This is a genomic window from Micromonospora yongxingensis (assembly GCF_052601155.1).
The window spans coordinates 19,609-34,567 of record NZ_JBQXEO010000025.1; the positions used below are offsets into that span (position 1 = coordinate 19,609).

Consider the following 14,959-nt stretch of genomic DNA (forward strand, 5'->3'; position numbering starts at 1 on the left):
GAGCGCTCCGGAACCACGGACGGCTGCGACGGGCCGACGGCGCACGTGGAAAGATGACCACCATGTGCGGACTCCTGGCCTTCTTCAGCGCGAACGGTAACGCCGCCGCGCACCGCGACCACATCGCCGGAGCGTTGGAATGCCTGCACCACCGCGGCCCCGACGAGACAGGGGTCGAGGTGGTCGGCGACGCCTCCGGCCGGTACGCGGACGGAGTGTTCGCCCACAAGCGGCTCGCCATCATCGACGTCGCGTCGAGCCACGAGCCGCTGCCCTACGCGAACGGCCGTTACCTGCTCACCTTCAACGGTGAGATCTACAACTACATCGAGCTGCGCGACGAGCTGGCCCGCAACTTCGGTGCCCAGTTCGCCACCGCCGGTGACGGTGAGGTGATCGTCGCCGGGTACCACTTCTGGGGCGAGCAGGTGCTCACCCGGCTGCGCGGCATGTTCGCCTTCGTCATCTGGGACCGGCAGGAGCGGCGCGCGTTCGGCGCCCGCGACTACTTCGGCATCAAGCCGATGCACTACCTGGAGACCGCCGACGGGCTCTACCTGGCCTCGGAGAAGAAGGCGCTGCTGCCGTTCGCGCACAGCAACTACCAGGGCGACGCGGGCGTCGACGCGGCCAACCTCAGCCACTACCTGACCCTGCAGTACGTCCCCGAGCCCGGCACCCTGCACAAGGGCATCAACCGGATCGGCTCGGGTGAGTACCTGACCTGGACCCCGGGCGGGCGGATCGACGTACGCCGCTGGTACCGGCCGGTGTTCCGGCCGGCGGCGGTCGACGACGAGCAGAAGCTGTACCACGAGATCCGGGAGACGCTGCGGGAGAGCGTGCGCATGCACATGCGCTCCGACGTGCCGGTCGGCTCGTTCCTGTCCAGCGGCATCGACTCCACGGCGGTGGTCGCGCTGGCCCGTGAGTTCAACCCGAACATCCTCACCTTCACCGTCGGCTACGACGTACCGGGATATTCGGAGATCGACGTCGCGCAGGAGTCGGCCCGGCACCTGGACGTCACCACCATCCCGACCAAGATCGGTCCGCAGGACATGATCGACGCGCTGCCGAAGATCGTCTGGCACCTGGACGACCCGGTGGCGGACCCGGCGCTGGTGCCCCTGTACTTCGTGGCCAAGAAGGCCGCCGAGCACGTCACCGTGGTGCTCTCCGGTGAGGGCGCCGACGAGTTCTTCGGCGGCTACACGATCTACCGCGAGCCGCTGTCCCTCGGCACCGTCAACGGCCTGCCCGGCGGGGTGCAGAAGGGGCTGCGCGCGGTCTCCAAGGCGATCCCGCAGGGGGTCAAGGGCAAGAGCTTCCTGGAGCGCGGCACCACGCCGATCGAGGAGCGCTACTACGGCAACGCCCGGATGTTCACCGAGGAGGAGAAGCAGCAGCTCATGCGCCGCTACGACCCCTCGGTGCGCTACACCGACGTGACCGCGCCGATCTACGCCGAGTGCACCGAGCTGGACGACGTCACCAAGATGCAGTACGTCGACCTCTACACCTGGCTGCGCGGGGACATCCTGGTCAAGGCCGACCGGATCTCGATGTCCCACTCGCTGGAGGTGCGGGTGCCGTTCCTCGACCGCGAGGTGTTCGACGTCGCGGCGAAGATCCCGGTGGACCTCAAGCTGCCGCCGCGCTCGGACGCCACCAAGTACGCGATGCGCCAGGCGTTGCAGGGCGTCGTCCCGCCGGCCATCGTCAACCGCAAGAAGCTGGGCTTCCCGACGCCCACCCGGGTGTGGCTGCGCGGCGAGATGTACGAGTGGGCCCGGCACGTGCTGAGCACCTCGGGTGCCGGCGACCTGCTCGACCTGTCGTACGCGCTGCGGCTGCTCGACGAGCACAAGCGGGAGGAGGCCGACCACTCCCGCAAGGTGTGGACCGTGCTGATCTTCTGCATCTGGCACGCCATCTTCGTGGCCAAGACCCTCGACCCGGGCATCCAGCGCAACCAGTCCGCCCTGCTCACCAAGCCGGTCGTGGGTTCCATGGTCCGCTGACGCGAACCGCCCACCCCCTCCCAGATCCTGTCGATCAAGAGGTTTGCGTCACCCGGAGACGTTCCGGTGACGCAAACCTCTTGATCATTTCGGGCAGGTGGGGGGCGGGGTCAGCGGCGGGCGCAGGTGACCGTGGGGAGGGTGTTGGTGCCTGTGGTGCTGGCCAGGAAGCCGAAGGTTGTCGTGCCCTCCGGGGCGACCGTGCCGTTGTGCGCCACGTTGGTGGCCGTCACCGACGAGCCGGATGACGTCTGGGAGGCGTTCCAGATCTGACTGATCGACTGCCCGCTGGGCCAGGTCCAGCTCGCGGTCCAGCCGGCGAACGGCGTACTGCCGTGGTTCATGATCATGACTTCGCCCTGGAAGCCGCCCTGCCAGGCGCTGACGACCTTGTAGACGGCCATGCACTCACCGCCGGGCGGCGGGGTGGTCGGGTTCGGCGGCGGGGTGGTCGGGTCCGGCGGGGGAGTCGTCGGGTCCGGCGGCGGCGTACCGCCCGGACCGACACCGGTCACCTGGCCGTTGCCACCGTCGAAGGTCACGTCGGAGCAACCGAAGAAGTTCTCCTGCGAGTCCGAGCGCACCCAGCGGGAGTAGATGATGTGCCGGCCGCTCTTGCCCGAGGGCAGGTTGCCGCTGAAGTAGTAGTGCCCGTCGTTGGTGCCGACCGCGCCGCGCTGCGGCGGGTTGGTCACCGTCAAAAACGGCTGCTCCTCCAGGTCGCTCCAGGCCAGCGCCCGGGTGGCGCTCCAGCTGTTCTTCGTCACGTAGAAGTAGAAGGTGCCCGGGTGGTGCGCCCAGTTGCTGTACCGGAAGTCCAGCCGCGCACCGGCGGTCAGGTGCGTCAACGGCCAGTCCGTGCGGGGCAGGTCGTAGCCGCGGTAGCCGGGGTTGCCGCCGCTGCACAGCTGCCCGTCGGGGATGAAGCCGACGGTCCGGCCGCCGGCGTCGGAGCGCAGCACGCTGAACCAGTTGTAGAGCGAGTTGGCCCCGCTCTGCGCCACCGCGGCGGAACACGCCGGGTTGTTCGGCCTGATCTCGCCGGTCTGGCTCTTGCCATCCTGCCAGCACAGGTACGTACGGCTGCCCGGGGTCATCGCCGCGCCGTGCGCGGCAGCCGGCTCCGAGTTGGACGCCAGGGCGACGGCGCCGAGGGTGAGGGTCACGGCCGCGGTGAGCAACGCGGCCGTACGGGATCGGTTCACGGGTTCTCCTGACTCGCGAGGCGCGCCGCCCGAGCCGCCCCGCCGCCATCGGGTGGAATAGCGACGATCACGGTGACGTGCCCCGGCGGGAACCGCCCGGTGGGCACGTGCCGTCAACGGTCCCTGTCGTGGACCGGTGCCCTCGCGTGAAAAACCCGGCAACCGGCGGCACGGCAGCCCCCGCACCGCCCGGTACGCGTCATCCCACCACGCCGCCAGCCGCGACGCAATAGCCGACCCTCGATGTGTCAGTTCCCCCTCAGAGGAGCTTCTCCAGGGTGATCGGCAGCTCGTACTGCCGGCGTCCGGTGGCGTGGTGCACGGCGTTGGCGATCGCAGCGGCCGCACCCACCACGCCGATCTCCCCGACGCCCTTCATCCCGAGCGGGTTCACCACCTCGTCGTGCACCTCGATGGTGTCCACCACGACGTCCGGCGCGTCCGCGTTGACCGCCACCAGGTAGTCGCCGAGGCTCGCGTTGGCCCAGCGACCGGACCGGGGATCCATCCGGGTCGCCTCCATCAGCGCCTGGCCCAGCCCCCACAGCATGCCGCCCATCAGCTGGCTGTGCGCGGTCTTGCGGTTGAGCACCCGGCCCGGCGCGAACACCCCGACCATCCGGCGTACCCGGACCACGCCGAGGTCGGCGTCGACCGCCACCTCGGCCATCTGCGCGCCGAAGGTGTGCACCCCGTACCCGGCGTCCTGCGGTGGTGGTGTCCAGGTGCCGAGCACCTCCGCGTCCGGGGTCAGGGTGCGGGCCATCATGTCGGCGTACGTCTCGCCGACGTCCGGCCGGTCGCGCAGCACCATCCGACCGTCCTGGACCGCCACCGCGCCGGGGTCGGCGCCGTGCAACGGCGAGTGGGCGTCGGCCACCGCGCGGCCGATCAGCTCGTCCCGCAGCCGGGTCGCCGCGATGTGTACGGCGGAGCCGACGGCGCTGGTGCCCGCGGAACCCACGGCGGCCGTGACGTTCGGCAGGTCACTGCTGCCGCCGACGAACCGCACCCGCTCCACCGGGAGGCCGAGCGCGTCCGCGGCGACCTGGGTCATCGCGGTGAAGACCCCGGTGCCGAACTCCGACACACCGGCCTCGACGACCGCCGTGCCGTCGTTGTAGAGCCGGGCGCGGGCGCGCTGCGGATTCACCGGCTGGGTCACCGGGTAGAGCGCGCTGGCCATGCCGCTGCCGATCAGCCACTGGCCCTCGCGCCGGGGTCGGGACTCGCGGTCGCGCCACCCGAACAGCTCCGACGCCCGCTGGTAGCACTCCTTCAACCCGGTGCTGGACCACGGGTGCCCGCTCTCCGGGTCGGTCTCCGAGTAGTTGCGCAGCCGCAGCTCCAGCGGGTCGATGCCGATCCGCTCGGCCAGTTCGTCCATCGCGCACTCGAGAGCGAACATGCCGGTCGCCTCACCCGGGGCGCGCATGAACGTCGGGGTGATCGTGTTGCCCCGGATCAGGTGGTAGGTCCCCTCGTAGTGGGGGCTGCTGTACGCCACCGCCGGGCTCTGCAACGACGGCTCCGCCCAGTCGTCGAAGCGCGAGGTGAGCGACAGCTTGTGGTGGCGCAGCCCGGTGATGCGACCGTCCGCGCCCGCGCCGATGGTGATCCGCTGCTCCTGCTCCTCGCGGTGCCCGCACGAGGTGAACATCTGCTCCCGGGTCAGCGCCAGCCGTACCGGCCGGCCGACCTGCCGGGCGGCGAGAGCGGCCAGCGCCGGGTGGTGCCAGATCATCGCCTTGGAGCCGAAGCTGCCTCCGACGGCGTGGCTCACCACCCGGATCGAGATGGGTGGCAGGCCGAGCAGCGCCGCGACGGTGAACTGGGTGGCGTTCGGCCCCTGCGTCGAGTCGTAGATGGTCAGCCGGTCGACGTCCTCCCAGACCGCCGTGCTGGCCGACGGCTCGATCGGGTTGTGGTGGTTGGGCGCGAAGCGGTACGTCGCGTCCACGCACACCTCCGCCTCGGCCAGCGCCTTCGCCACGTCACCACGGGACCCGTGCCCGGGCAGCAGTCCGCCGAAGATCCGTTCGGGCACGTACGCCTCGTCCCGGGCCTGGTCGAGCAGGGTGATGGCCGGGGTGGTGGCGTACTCGACGCGGATCAGGGTGCCCGCGTGGTCGGCGCGTTCGACGGTGTCGGCGACGACGATGGCGATCGGCTGGCCGGAGTAGTGGACGGCGTCGTCCTGCATCGGGAAGAACGTCTGCCCCGGCGCGGCCAGCCCGGCCAGCGACGGGAGCAGCTTCGGCACGCTGGCGACCGGGTCGAGGTTGCGGTGGGTGAACACGGCCAGCACCCCCTCGGCCCGCTCCGCCTCGGCGGTGTCGATCGAGGTGATCCGGCCGCTGGCCACCGTCGCGTTGACCAGCACGGCGTGGACCAGGCCGGTCACCGGGACCTCGGCGGAGTAGCGGGCGTCCCCGCGTACCTTGGCGCGGCCGTCGACCCGGTTGAGCGTGCCGCCGATCGCCGGGCTCATGCCGCCGCCTCCCGCCGTGTCATCTGCTCCAGGGCCCGCACGATGGTCCGCCGGGCCAGCTCGATCTTGAAGGCGTTCATGCCGTGCGACACCGCCGGTGCCAGTTCGGCCGCCGCGGCCCGGGTGAACGATTCGGTGGTCGCAGGAGCGCCGTCGAGTTCCCGCTCGGCCGCCCGCGCCCGCCACGGTTTGGTGGCCACCCCACCGAGAGCGAGCCGGACCTCGGTTATCCGGCCACCGTCGACCGCGATGGCCACCGCGACCGAGGCGAGCGCGAACTCGTACGACTCGCGGTCGCGGATCTTGATGTAGCGGGAGGTGGCGGCCACCGGTGCCGGTGGCAGGTCGATGCCGGTCACCAGTTCGCCGTGGGCCAGCGGGTGTTCCCGCTCCGGGGTCTGCCCGGGCAGCAGGAAGAAGTCGTCGATGGGGATGCTCCGCGCGCCGCCCGGCCCCTCGGTCTGCACCACGGCGTCCAGCGCGACCAGCGCCACGGCCAGGTCGGACGGGTGGGTGGCGATGCAGTTGTCGCTGGTGCCGAGCACCGCGTGCCCCCGGTTGATGCCGTCCAGAGCGCTGCACCCGCTACCGGGGACGCGCTTGTTGCAGGCCGCCTCGGTGTCGCGGAAGTAGCCGCAGCGCACCCGTTGCAGCAGGTTGCCGGCGATGGTGGCCATGTTGCGCAACTGCGGGGAGGCGCCGAGCAGCAGCGACTCGGCGACCATCGGATAGCGCCGGACCAGCTCCGGCGCCTCGGCCACGTCGCTCATCCGGGCCAGCCCGCCGAGCCGTAGCCCGCCGTCGGGCAGCTCCTCCACCCGGTTCAGCGGCAGGTCGTTGATGTCGATGAGGCGGCGCGGCTGCTCGACGTAGATGCGCAGCAGGTCGATCTGGGTGGTGCCGCCGGCCAGGAAGGTGCTCTCCGGGTCGGCGCTCACCGCACCGACCGCGGTGCTGACGTCGAAGGCACGCGAATAGCTAACGGGCCGCATCGCCGCCGCCTCCTCCGTCGCGGACGCGGCGGATGGCCGCGCGGATGTGCGGGTACGCGGCGCAGCGGCAGATGTTGCCGCTCATCCACTCCCGGATCTCCGTGTCGTCGCCGGCGTGCCCTTCGGCCAGCAGCGCGACCGCGGACAGGATCTGCCCGGGGGTGCAGTACCCGCACTGGAACGCGTCGCAGTCCAGGAAGGCCTGCTGCATCGGATGCAGGGTGTCCCCGTCGGACAGCCCCTCGATGGTGGTCACCTCGCGGTTCTCGCAGGTGATCGCCAGGGTCAGGCAGGCCAGCACGCGGCGACCGTCCACCCACACCGTGCACGCGCCGCAGGCGCCCTGGTTGCAGCCCTTCTTGGTTCCGGTCAGGTCGAGCCGGTCACGGAGGGCGTCGAGCAGGCTGACCCGTGGCTCGATGGTCGTCGTCCTGCTCTCGCCGTTGACCTGTAGGCGAACCTCCACCTCGCCGGGACCCCTGACCACCGCGTGGTCCGGGTTCGGCGCGGTACGCAGTGCCTCGTAGGACTTCACCGACTCACACCCCCTCGTGACGAAACTGACCATATCCTTCACGTAAGGATGTTTTCCTCCTTTCACCATGAAACGGGGCAGCGCGTGCCGGACGTGTTCGACGAGATGCTCCGCCGCTGCCGGGCCGGCGAGGCCGTCGCCCTGGCGACCGTCGTGGCGACCTGGCGCTCGGCGCCACAGCCGGCGGGCGCCACCATGCTGGTCGCCGCCGACGGCACCGTCACCGGCAGCGTCTCCGGCGGCTGCGTGGAGGCCGACCTCTACGAACGGGCCCGCCACGTGCTCGACACCGGCACACCCGAGCTGACCCGCTACGGAGTGAGCGACGACGACGCGTACGCCGTGGGTCTGACCTGCGGCGGCGTGCTCGACGTGTTCGTGGAACGCGTCGAGCCCGCTGCCCTCACGCAGGTGGACGCGGTCGCCGACGCGCGCCGGGCCGGCCGACCGGCGGCGGTGGTCACCTGCGTGGCGGCCGACGCCGCGGATCCGCCAGGCGCGGTGCCGGCCGACCCGGCCGGGCGGCTGGGCCGACGGCTGGTGCTGACCGGGGACCAGGTGATCGGCTCGCTCGGCGCGGACCGGCTGGACGCCGCCGCCACGGCCGACGCCCTCGGACTGCTCGCCGCCGGGCACAGCGGGATGCTCCGGTACGGGTACCACGGGCAGCGCCGCGGCAGCGGCCTCAGCCTGTTCGTGGCCGCCCACGCCACCGCACCCCGGATGATCGTCTTCGGGGCGATCGACTTCGCCGCCGCGGTGGCACGGATCGGCGCGTTCCTCGGCTACCGCGTGACCGTCTGCGACGCCCGCCCGGTCTTCGCCACCACTCGACGCTTCCCCGAGGCCGACGAGGTGGTGGTGCGGTGGCCGCACCGCTACCTGCGCGACGAGCTGGACGCCGGCCGGGTCGACGGACGGACCGTCGTCTGCGTCCTGACCCACGACCCGAAGTTCGACGTACCGCTGCTGGAGCTGGCGCTGCGCCACCGGCTCGCGTACGTCGGCGCCATGGGGTCACGACGCACCCACGACGAGCGGCACAAGCGACTGCGCGAGGCGGGGCTCAGCGCGGAGCAGCTCGCCCGACTCGCCTCGCCGATCGGGCTGGACCTCGGCGGGCGCACTCCGGAGGAGACCGCGGTGAGCGTCGCCGCGCAGATCGTCGCCGGCCGCTGGGGCGGCACCGGCCACCCGCTGGCGGCGCTCTCCGGGCCGATCCACCACCCGGCGTAGCCCCGGCCGGCCCCGCGCGCCGTCCGGCGGGACCCGGACCGCGTCTTCGGCGCCCGCCGGGGCGCGCGCTGTGCCAGCCTGGTGCCACGCCGGTCGCCACAGCGGGCGGCGGACGGTTGGCCACGACGGAAGGACCGGGATGGGATACGCGGCGGTGCTCGGCGAGGCGCTGGTCGACCTGCTCGACACCGAGCGCGACGGCGAGCGGATGTACCGGCAGGCGATCGGCGGCGGGCCGCTCAACGTCGCCGTCGGGGTGACCCGGCTGGGCGGCGCGGCACAGTTCGTCGGATCGCTCGGCGACGACGTGCTGGCCGACCGGATCCGCGCCTTCCTGACCGCGCTCGACGTCGGGCTCGACGGTGCGGTCACCGTGCCGGCACCGACCGCGCTCGCCGTGGTCACCTTCGCCGGCCCGGAACCCGACTTCCGCTTCTACGGTGAGCCGCCCTCCTACGGCCTGCTCGGCCCCGACGACCTGAACCTGGCGCTGACGGAGGGCGCCGACGTGCTCTACTGCGGGTCGGTCGTGCTGCTCCAGCCCACCACGCTGGCCGCCGCCCGGCGCGCCTGGTCACTCGCCCCCGGGTTGCGGGTCTTCGACCCGAACGTGCGCCCCCGGCTGCTGGGCGGGCCGGCCGCCCTGGACGGGCTGCGCGAGGTGGTGGCCGAGTTCGCCGCCGGCGCGCACCTGGTCAAGCTGAGCGCCGCCGACGCCGAGCTGCTCTACCCGCGGGAGCCGGTCGAGGGGGTGGCCGCGTACCTGCGTGAGCTGGGCGCCGCCACCGTGGTGGTCACGATCGGCGCGGCCGGCGCGGTGCTCGCCGCCGCCGGCGCTGATCCGGTCCGCGTACCGGCACCGAAGGTCAACGCGGTGGACGCCACCGGCGCCGGCGACTCGGTGATGGCCGCGTTGATCGCCGACCTGCTCCTCGACGGCGAACCGGCCGACCCGGAGGGCTGGGTCGGGCGGGTGGCGTTCGCGCTACGGGTCGCCGGCCTCGTCTGCGAGTCCCCGGGTGGCGCCACCGCCATGCCCACCCGCGCCGACGTGCTGCGCCGCTTCACGAACTAACCCCGGAACGGCGACACCCGCCGATCTTGCAGTTTCGGTCGCCGCTTCGCCCGCTTTGCGGTTTTCGTCCAGGCAGAAACCGCAAGATCGGCGGGGGTGGGGTGGGGTGGGGTGGGTTAGGGCGTGCCGTCGAGTTCGGCGTAGCCGCGGCGGGCGGCCGTCAGCGCGGCGCGGGCGCCGAAGGGCGCCTCGGCGGCGACCCGTTCCGGCGGTGCGCTCCCGGTGTGCGCGGCCCGGATCAGCCAGGCCAGCCTCGCCAGGTCGGCGTGCTGTGCGCGGACGAACTCGACGTCCACCGGGTCGCCGTGACCCGGCACCACCACCGTGCGCGTGGTGGTCAGCCGGAGCAGGTCCGCGACGGCGTCCGGCCACTGCAGGGGGTACGAGTCCTCGAAGGCGGGCGGCCCGCTCTGCTCCACCAGGTCCCCGGCGACCAGCACGTCCGCGTCCGGTACGTGCACCACCAGGTCGGCATCGGTGTGCCCCCGCCCCGGGTGACGCAGCAGCACCCGCCGGCCGCCCACGTCGAGCACCGCCTCCGTGTGCACGGGGTGCGTCGGGGCCAGCAGCGGGGTGTCGGCCAGTTCAGCGGCGAGCGCCGGGTGCTCCCCGCGCAGTTCCTCGTACGCCTCCCGGCGCAGCCGCTCCGGCTGCTCGCGCAGCGCCGCGGCGGCCAGCGCGTGGGCGTACACCGGGCGGGACGGCTCGCCGGCCAGGACGGCGTTGCCGAAGCAGTGGTCGTAGTGGTGGTGGGTGTTGACCAGGGTCAGCGGACGGTCGGTGATCGCGCGGACGGCGGCGGCCAGCTCGGCGGCCTGACCGGCCGAGGAGAGGGTGTCCACCAGCAGCGCCTCGTCGTCGCCGACGACGAGGGTGACGTTGACGCGCAACAGGGGCTCACGTCGTACGTGCACCCGGTCGGCGACCTCCACGAACCCGGTGGTCATGACTGCCGCCCGGCACGGTCGACGAAGCGCTGCCGATCCACCAGGATCCGGTCCACCCGGCCCCGGGCCACCGTCTCGTCACCATCGCTGACGGTGACCTCGAACGACAGCCGGCGGCCGTCGACGGCCGCCAGCCGGGCCTGCGCCCGGACCGTCCGGCCGACCACGGTCGGCGCCAGGTGCTCCAGCTCCACCCGGGTCCCCACGGTCGTCGACCCGGACGGCATCGCGGTCGCCGTCGCCGCGACCGTCGCCGCCTCGGCCAGCGCGAGCACCCGGGGAGTGCCCAGGACCGGTACGTCCCCGGAACCGACCGCCTGGGCGGTGTCCGCGTCCGTGACGGTCATCTCGACCCGGGCGGTCAGACCCGGCGCGAAGGCCGGCTCAGGCTGCTCCTGCATGGTCGTCAGCCTAGGTGCTCGCCGAGCCCGGCGACCACGCGCCCGCCGATCCGGCCGTACCCGCCGGAGCCCGCCCCCGCCCACCTGCGGACGGGTCCTCCGGGTGGTCGCCGTCGGTCAATGCCGTCCCCGTCGCTAACCTTGACCGCGATGGCCGTCGTGACTGACCCCCAGCCCCCCGCCCGGACCGACCCACCCGCGTCCCCTGACGGGGGTCGTCGGCGCGTCGTCGCCATGACGATCTGGGCGGTGGCGTTCGTCGCCGCCTGGCTGGGGATCGGGCTGCCCACCGACCCCGCGTACGCCTTCGTCTGGATCTGGGCGGGGACCATCGCCTGGAACAGTGACCGGCCGTGGCGCAGCCACCTGCGCTTCGCCCGGGACTGGGTGCCGGTGGTGCTGCTGCTGGCCGCGTACAACCTGTCCCGGGGGTTCGCCGACAACGGCGCCACCCCGCACGCGATGGAGCTGATCGTCGCCGACCGGTTCATGTTCGGCTGGGCCACCGGCGGCGAGGTGCCGACCATCTGGTTGCAGGAGCACCTCTACCACCCGCAGGTGCAGTGGTACGACGTCGCGGCGAGCTGGGTGTACTTCTCGCACTTCGTGGTGGCGCTGGCCGCCGCCGCCGTGCTCTGGCTGCGGGACCGGCACCGCTGGGCGGCGTACATGCGGCGGTGGGGCTTCCTGTGCGCCGCCGGCCTGGCCACCTACTTCATCTACCCGGCCGCCCCGCCCTGGTGGGCGGCGCAGAACGGGCTGCTCACCGAGGTCGCCCGGATCTCCACGCGGGGCTGGCGGGCGTTCGGCATGCACGGTGCCGGCAACGTGCTCAACGCCGGCCAGATCGCCTCGAACCCGGTCGCCGCGATGCCGTCGCTGCACACCGCGTGGGCGCTGTTCGTGGTGCTGTTCTTCCTGCACACCACCCGCCGCCGCTGGTGGCCGCTGCTGCTCGCGTACCCGCTGGCGATGACGTTCACCCTGGTCTACTCGGGTGAGCACTACGTGATCGACGTCCTGGTCGGCTGGGCGTACGTCGGGATGACCTTCCTGGTGGTCGGCCTCGCCGAGCGCGGGTGGGCGGCGGTGCGGGCCCGCCGCGCCGGCTCCGCAGGCCCCCCACCGGAGATCACCGGGCCGGACGGCACCGCCGGTCCACCGGAACCCGACCGACCGGCCGGCGAGCGGCGGGCACCGGTCGGACGGAGCAGCGCCGACCAGCCAGCGGTACCCGCCGACCGCTGACGCCCAGGGTCGGCCGGCTCAGCCGGACTGCCGGGCGGCGTGCGCGCGGGCGGTCAGCTCGGCCGCCAGTGCCCACGCCTCCGCCAGGTCCCGGTCCTGGGCCGCCGCGCCCGACCCGCCAGCGGTGTCCGCGTGCACGGTGGCCAGCCCCAACCGGCGCTGCACCGGCCCCTGCACCACCCGCACGCTCTGGATCCGGGCGTACGGCACGATCGCCAACTGCCGGGTGAGCAGGCCGGACCGGGTGGCGAAGACCCGATCGAACAGGCCGGCGCCCAGTGCGCCACGGCCCAGCGGGTGCAGCCAGCGGGTCCGGGGCGGCGGCGGGCTCAGCGCCAGCGCGTCGAGGCGTACCCCCGGCAGCACCTCCGCGACGATCATCGTGGCGGTCGGCAGGTCACCGACGGGCAGCAGGCGGTCCGGCCGGTTGCGGTCGTCGGCCTCCGCGACCGAGTACCCCGCCACCTCCAGCCGCAGCCGCAGCCAGCCGTTCACCCGCCACAGCAGCGGCCAGGTGGCCCCCACCGTCTGCACCCGGTCCAGCGGTACGGTCTGCGCCCGGGTCTCCAGCAGGCCGTTGTGCACCCGCAGCGTGCCGCCGTCACGGGCCAGCCGGAAGTTCCAGTCGTCGAGGACCCGGCGGATCGGTTGCAGCAGCACACCGGCCATCGCGGTCAGCGTGCTCGCCACCGCGACGAACGACCACGAACCGGCGGTGACGAACTGCACCACGACGAAGGCCAGGCCGAACGGGAGCAGGAACGCCTGCGGCGTGAGCAACTGGCTGACCAGCAGGTGCTGGTTGCGTACCGCGTGCAGCGGTCGGCCCGGCGCAGCCACCGGCGGCGCCGTCCCGGGGGCCGCGGCGGGCACCGGGAAGCCCGGCGCGGACGGCTGCGGCGCCCGTCCGGCCAACGCCAGCAGCCGCTCGCGCAGCCGGGCCGCGTCAGCCACCCCGAGGTACGCCAGCGGCGCCTCGGTCTTGCCCCCGCCCACCACCTCCAGCCGCAGCTCGGCCAGGCCGGTGAGCTGGGCGAGCAGCGGCCGGACCACCTCCACGGCCTGCAACCGCTCCAGCGGGATGGCCCGGGTACGCCGCCAGAGCAGCCCCTCGTACACCCGCAGCTCCCGGCCCACCACGTGGTAGCCGGTGTTGTACCAGCTGATCACCGACAGAACGGTCGCGCCGAGTGCCAGCACCACCACCATGGCGGCGAACCAGCCGAACCCGACCCGGGACAGCGTCGACCAGGACAACCCGGCGATCACCACGACCAGCGACTTGGCACCGTGCAGCAGCGGGCTGAGCGGGTGCAGCCGCTGTCGTGGTTCGCCGTCGCCATCCGTCGGCGGCACCGGCAAGGGATAGGGCACCTGCGGCGGCACAGCACCGTACGGCGGCGCACCGCCGTAGGACGGCGCGCCGCCGTACGGTGCGGCGCCGTAGGGCACGGCGGTGTGGGGCACCGGCTCGCCGGGCGGTGGGCCGGTGGGGGGCGCGCCGCCGGGCGGCAGGGGCGGCGGCCGGGTGTCCGGCTCGGCGGGACCGTCGCTCATCGGGCCGGCCCCCGACGCGGCCGGTCACCCGCTCGAAGCCTCACAGCCCCTCCGCCCGGTCCTCGCCGAGCGCGGTGAGCCGGTCGCGCAGCCGGGACGCCTCCGCCGGGCGCAGCCCGGGCACCCGGGCGTCACTCGCCGCTGCGGCCGTGTGCAACTGCACGGTGGCCAGCTTGAAGGCGCGCTCCAGCGGCCCGGCGCTGACATCGACGAACTGCATGCGGGAGTACGGAACGATGGAGAGCCGCCGGACCAGCAGCCCGTGCCGGACGAGCAGGTCGTCGTCCCGCTCGGCGTACCCCCAGGCCCGGACCGCGCGGACGATGGCCACGGCGCGCCACGCGCCGAGCAGCAGCACGACGGCGAGGGCGAGCCCGAACAGCCAGTGACCGCTCAGCGCCCAACCGACCGCCGTCACCGCCAGCCCGATGGCGACCACGATCGCCAACCGGATCAGCTCCACCCAGATCAGGTCGGAGGAAATCGGCTGCCAGCGCACCGTGTCCGGCCATGGCTCCAGCGGGCCCCGCCCGGCCGGCTCGCCGGTCAGCAGGGGACCGGGTGCGGCGGCCCGGCCTTGGCCGCCGACGCCGGGCGGCGGGCCGGGGTTGTGCGCCGGCAGGGGAGCGGACGGCGGGGGCGGTGCGGCGGCCGGTTCGTCGACGCGGTCCTCCGCGCTCACCGACGTGATCCGTTCCGCACGTCCGCGCAGCCGGCGCGAGGCGCCACGCTGCTGTGCCAGATGGTTCGCCCGCTGCGCTCGCTCACGCCGCCGCCTCGCTCCGCTCGGCAGCGACGCGAGGCGCCACGCTGCTGTGCCAGATGGTTCGCTCGCTGCGCTCGCTCACGCCGCCGCCTCGCTCCGCTCGGCAGCGACGCGAGGCGCCACGCTGCTGTGCCAGATGGTTCGCTCGCTGCGCTCGCTCACGCCGCCGCCTCGCTCCGCTCGGCAGCGGCGTGAGGCGCCACGCTGCTGTGCCAGATGGTTCGCTCGCTGCGCTCGCTCACATGTCGAGGGTAGGCGATCCGGGCACCGGTGTGACGGCGCGCAGGAAGCCGCGAGCGTCCAGGAAGTCGCCGAGGCTGCCCCGGTGCTCGGCGCAGGCCAGCCAGGTCTTGCGTCGCTCGGGGTCGTGCAGGCGCGGATTGTTCCACTCCAACGCCCACACGGCGGGGGCGCGGCAGCCACGGGCCGAGCAGATCAGGGCCTCGCCGGCGGCGGGGGAAGGGGTGCTCATCACGGCCAGT

At 73.2% G+C, this 14,959-nt stretch carries 13 protein-coding genes; 4 read left to right on the forward strand and 9 right to left on the reverse strand.

Annotated features, from left to right (window positions below):
- Positions 1-62 precede the first annotated feature (62 nt).
- On the forward strand, positions 63-2,024 hold the full coding sequence (gene asnB / locus ACTWLT_RS25200) for an asparagine synthase (glutamine-hydrolyzing) (RefSeq protein ID WP_252419986.1): 1,962 nt from the start codon (positions 63-65) through the stop codon (positions 2,022-2,024).
- A gap of 110 nt (positions 2,025-2,134) precedes the next feature.
- Here the strand turns inward: asnB and ACTWLT_RS25205 are convergent, their stop codons facing one another.
- The 4 genes from ACTWLT_RS25205 to ACTWLT_RS25220 all read right to left on the reverse strand — a co-directional run bounded on the left by ACTWLT_RS25205 (position 2,135) and on the right by ACTWLT_RS25220 (position 7,199).
- Positions 2,135-3,229: a lytic polysaccharide monooxygenase auxiliary activity family 9 protein gene (locus ACTWLT_RS25205; protein ID WP_445320489.1), complete on the reverse strand. Its 1,095-nt coding sequence runs from the start codon at positions 3,227-3,229 to the stop codon at positions 2,135-2,137.
- Positions 3,230-3,488: 259 nt separating this feature from the next.
- The gene (locus ACTWLT_RS25210; RefSeq protein ID WP_445320490.1) at positions 3,489-5,720 is read right to left on the reverse strand and encodes a xanthine dehydrogenase family protein molybdopterin-binding subunit; all 2,232 of its coding nucleotides are present in this window, start codon (positions 5,718-5,720) and stop codon (positions 3,489-3,491) included.
- Positions 5,717-6,712, reverse strand: coding sequence for an FAD binding domain-containing protein (locus ACTWLT_RS25215; protein ID WP_445320491.1), 996 nt, complete (start codon positions 6,710-6,712; stop codon positions 5,717-5,719). Before ACTWLT_RS25215 ends, ACTWLT_RS25210 begins: the two co-directional genes overlap by 4 nt.
- Complete coding sequence (locus tag ACTWLT_RS25220; RefSeq protein ID WP_445320538.1) at positions 6,699-7,199, reverse strand: (2Fe-2S)-binding protein; 501 nt, start codon at positions 7,197-7,199, stop codon at positions 6,699-6,701. The genes ACTWLT_RS25215 and ACTWLT_RS25220 overlap by 14 nt, the downstream gene beginning before the upstream one ends.
- A gap of 132 nt (positions 7,200-7,331) precedes the next feature.
- On the opposite strand from ACTWLT_RS25220, the gene ACTWLT_RS25225 reads away from it, so the two are divergent.
- Positions 7,332-8,483 (forward strand): XdhC family protein, encoded by a 1,152-nt coding sequence (locus tag ACTWLT_RS25225; protein WP_445320492.1) that lies wholly within the window; start codon positions 7,332-7,334, stop codon positions 8,481-8,483.
- 139 nt (positions 8,484-8,622) lie between these two features.
- Entirely contained in the window at positions 8,623-9,558 is a 936-nt protein-coding gene (locus ACTWLT_RS25230) for a PfkB family carbohydrate kinase (protein ID WP_445320493.1), read from the forward strand.
- Between the two features lie 116 nt (positions 9,559-9,674).
- On the opposite strand, the gene ACTWLT_RS25235 is transcribed toward ACTWLT_RS25230, so the two are convergent.
- Entirely contained in the window at positions 9,675-10,505 is an 831-nt protein-coding gene (locus tag ACTWLT_RS25235; RefSeq protein WP_445320494.1) for an MBL fold metallo-hydrolase, read from the reverse strand.
- Positions 10,502-10,906, reverse strand: coding sequence for a thioesterase family protein (locus ACTWLT_RS25240; protein ID WP_445320495.1), 405 nt, complete (start codon positions 10,904-10,906; stop codon positions 10,502-10,504). Before ACTWLT_RS25240 ends, ACTWLT_RS25235 begins: the two co-directional genes overlap by 4 nt.
- Before the next feature lie 150 nt (positions 10,907-11,056).
- On the opposite strand from ACTWLT_RS25240, the gene ACTWLT_RS25245 reads away from it, so the two are divergent.
- Complete coding sequence (locus ACTWLT_RS25245; protein WP_445320496.1) at positions 11,057-12,154, forward strand: phosphatase PAP2 family protein; 1,098 nt, start codon at positions 11,057-11,059, stop codon at positions 12,152-12,154.
- 18 nt (positions 12,155-12,172) lie between these two features.
- Here the strand turns inward: ACTWLT_RS25245 and ACTWLT_RS25250 are convergent, their stop codons facing one another.
- The 3 genes from ACTWLT_RS25250 to ACTWLT_RS25260 all read right to left on the reverse strand — a co-directional run bounded on the left by ACTWLT_RS25250 (position 12,173) and on the right by ACTWLT_RS25260 (position 14,949).
- Positions 12,173-13,711 carry a PH domain-containing protein gene (locus ACTWLT_RS25250; RefSeq protein ID WP_445320497.1) on the reverse strand — a complete coding sequence of 513 codons (1,539 nt, stop codon included), beginning with the start codon at positions 13,709-13,711 and terminating at the stop codon, positions 12,173-12,175.
- Positions 13,712-13,751: 40 nt separating this feature from the next.
- Entirely contained in the window at positions 13,752-14,393 is a 642-nt protein-coding gene (locus ACTWLT_RS25255; RefSeq protein ID WP_445320498.1) for a PH domain-containing protein, read from the reverse strand.
- 322 nt (positions 14,394-14,715) lie between these two features.
- Complete coding sequence (locus ACTWLT_RS25260; RefSeq protein WP_445320499.1) at positions 14,716-14,949, reverse strand: hypothetical protein; 234 nt, start codon at positions 14,947-14,949, stop codon at positions 14,716-14,718.
- Positions 14,950-14,959: the final 10 nt, after the last annotated feature.

Coding starts and splice junctions, on each gene's coding strand:
- ACTWLT_RS25240 (WP_445320495.1), bottom strand. CDS start 10,906: ATGCAGGAGCAGCCTGAGCCGGCCTTCGCGCCGGGTCTGACCGCCCGG.
- ACTWLT_RS25230 (WP_445320493.1), top strand. CDS start 8,623: ATGGGATACGCGGCGGTGCTCGGCGAGGCGCTGGTCGACCTGCTCGAC.
- ACTWLT_RS25210 (WP_445320490.1), bottom strand. CDS start 5,720: ATGAGCCCGGCGATCGGCGGCACGCTCAACCGGGTCGACGGCCGCGCC.
- asnB (WP_252419986.1), top strand. CDS start 63: ATGTGCGGACTCCTGGCCTTCTTCAGCGCGAACGGTAACGCCGCCGCG.
- ACTWLT_RS25260 (WP_445320499.1), bottom strand. CDS start 14,949: ATGAGCACCCCTTCCCCCGCCGCCGGCGAGGCCCTGATCTGCTCGGCC.
- ACTWLT_RS25250 (WP_445320497.1), bottom strand. CDS start 13,711: ATGAGCGACGGTCCCGCCGAGCCGGACACCCGGCCGCCGCCCCTGCCG.
- ACTWLT_RS25235 (WP_445320494.1), bottom strand. CDS start 10,505: ATGACCACCGGGTTCGTGGAGGTCGCCGACCGGGTGCACGTACGACGT.
- ACTWLT_RS25245 (WP_445320496.1), top strand. CDS start 11,057: ATGGCCGTCGTGACTGACCCCCAGCCCCCCGCCCGGACCGACCCACCC.
- ACTWLT_RS25215 (WP_445320491.1), bottom strand. CDS start 6,712: ATGCGGCCCGTTAGCTATTCGCGTGCCTTCGACGTCAGCACCGCGGTC.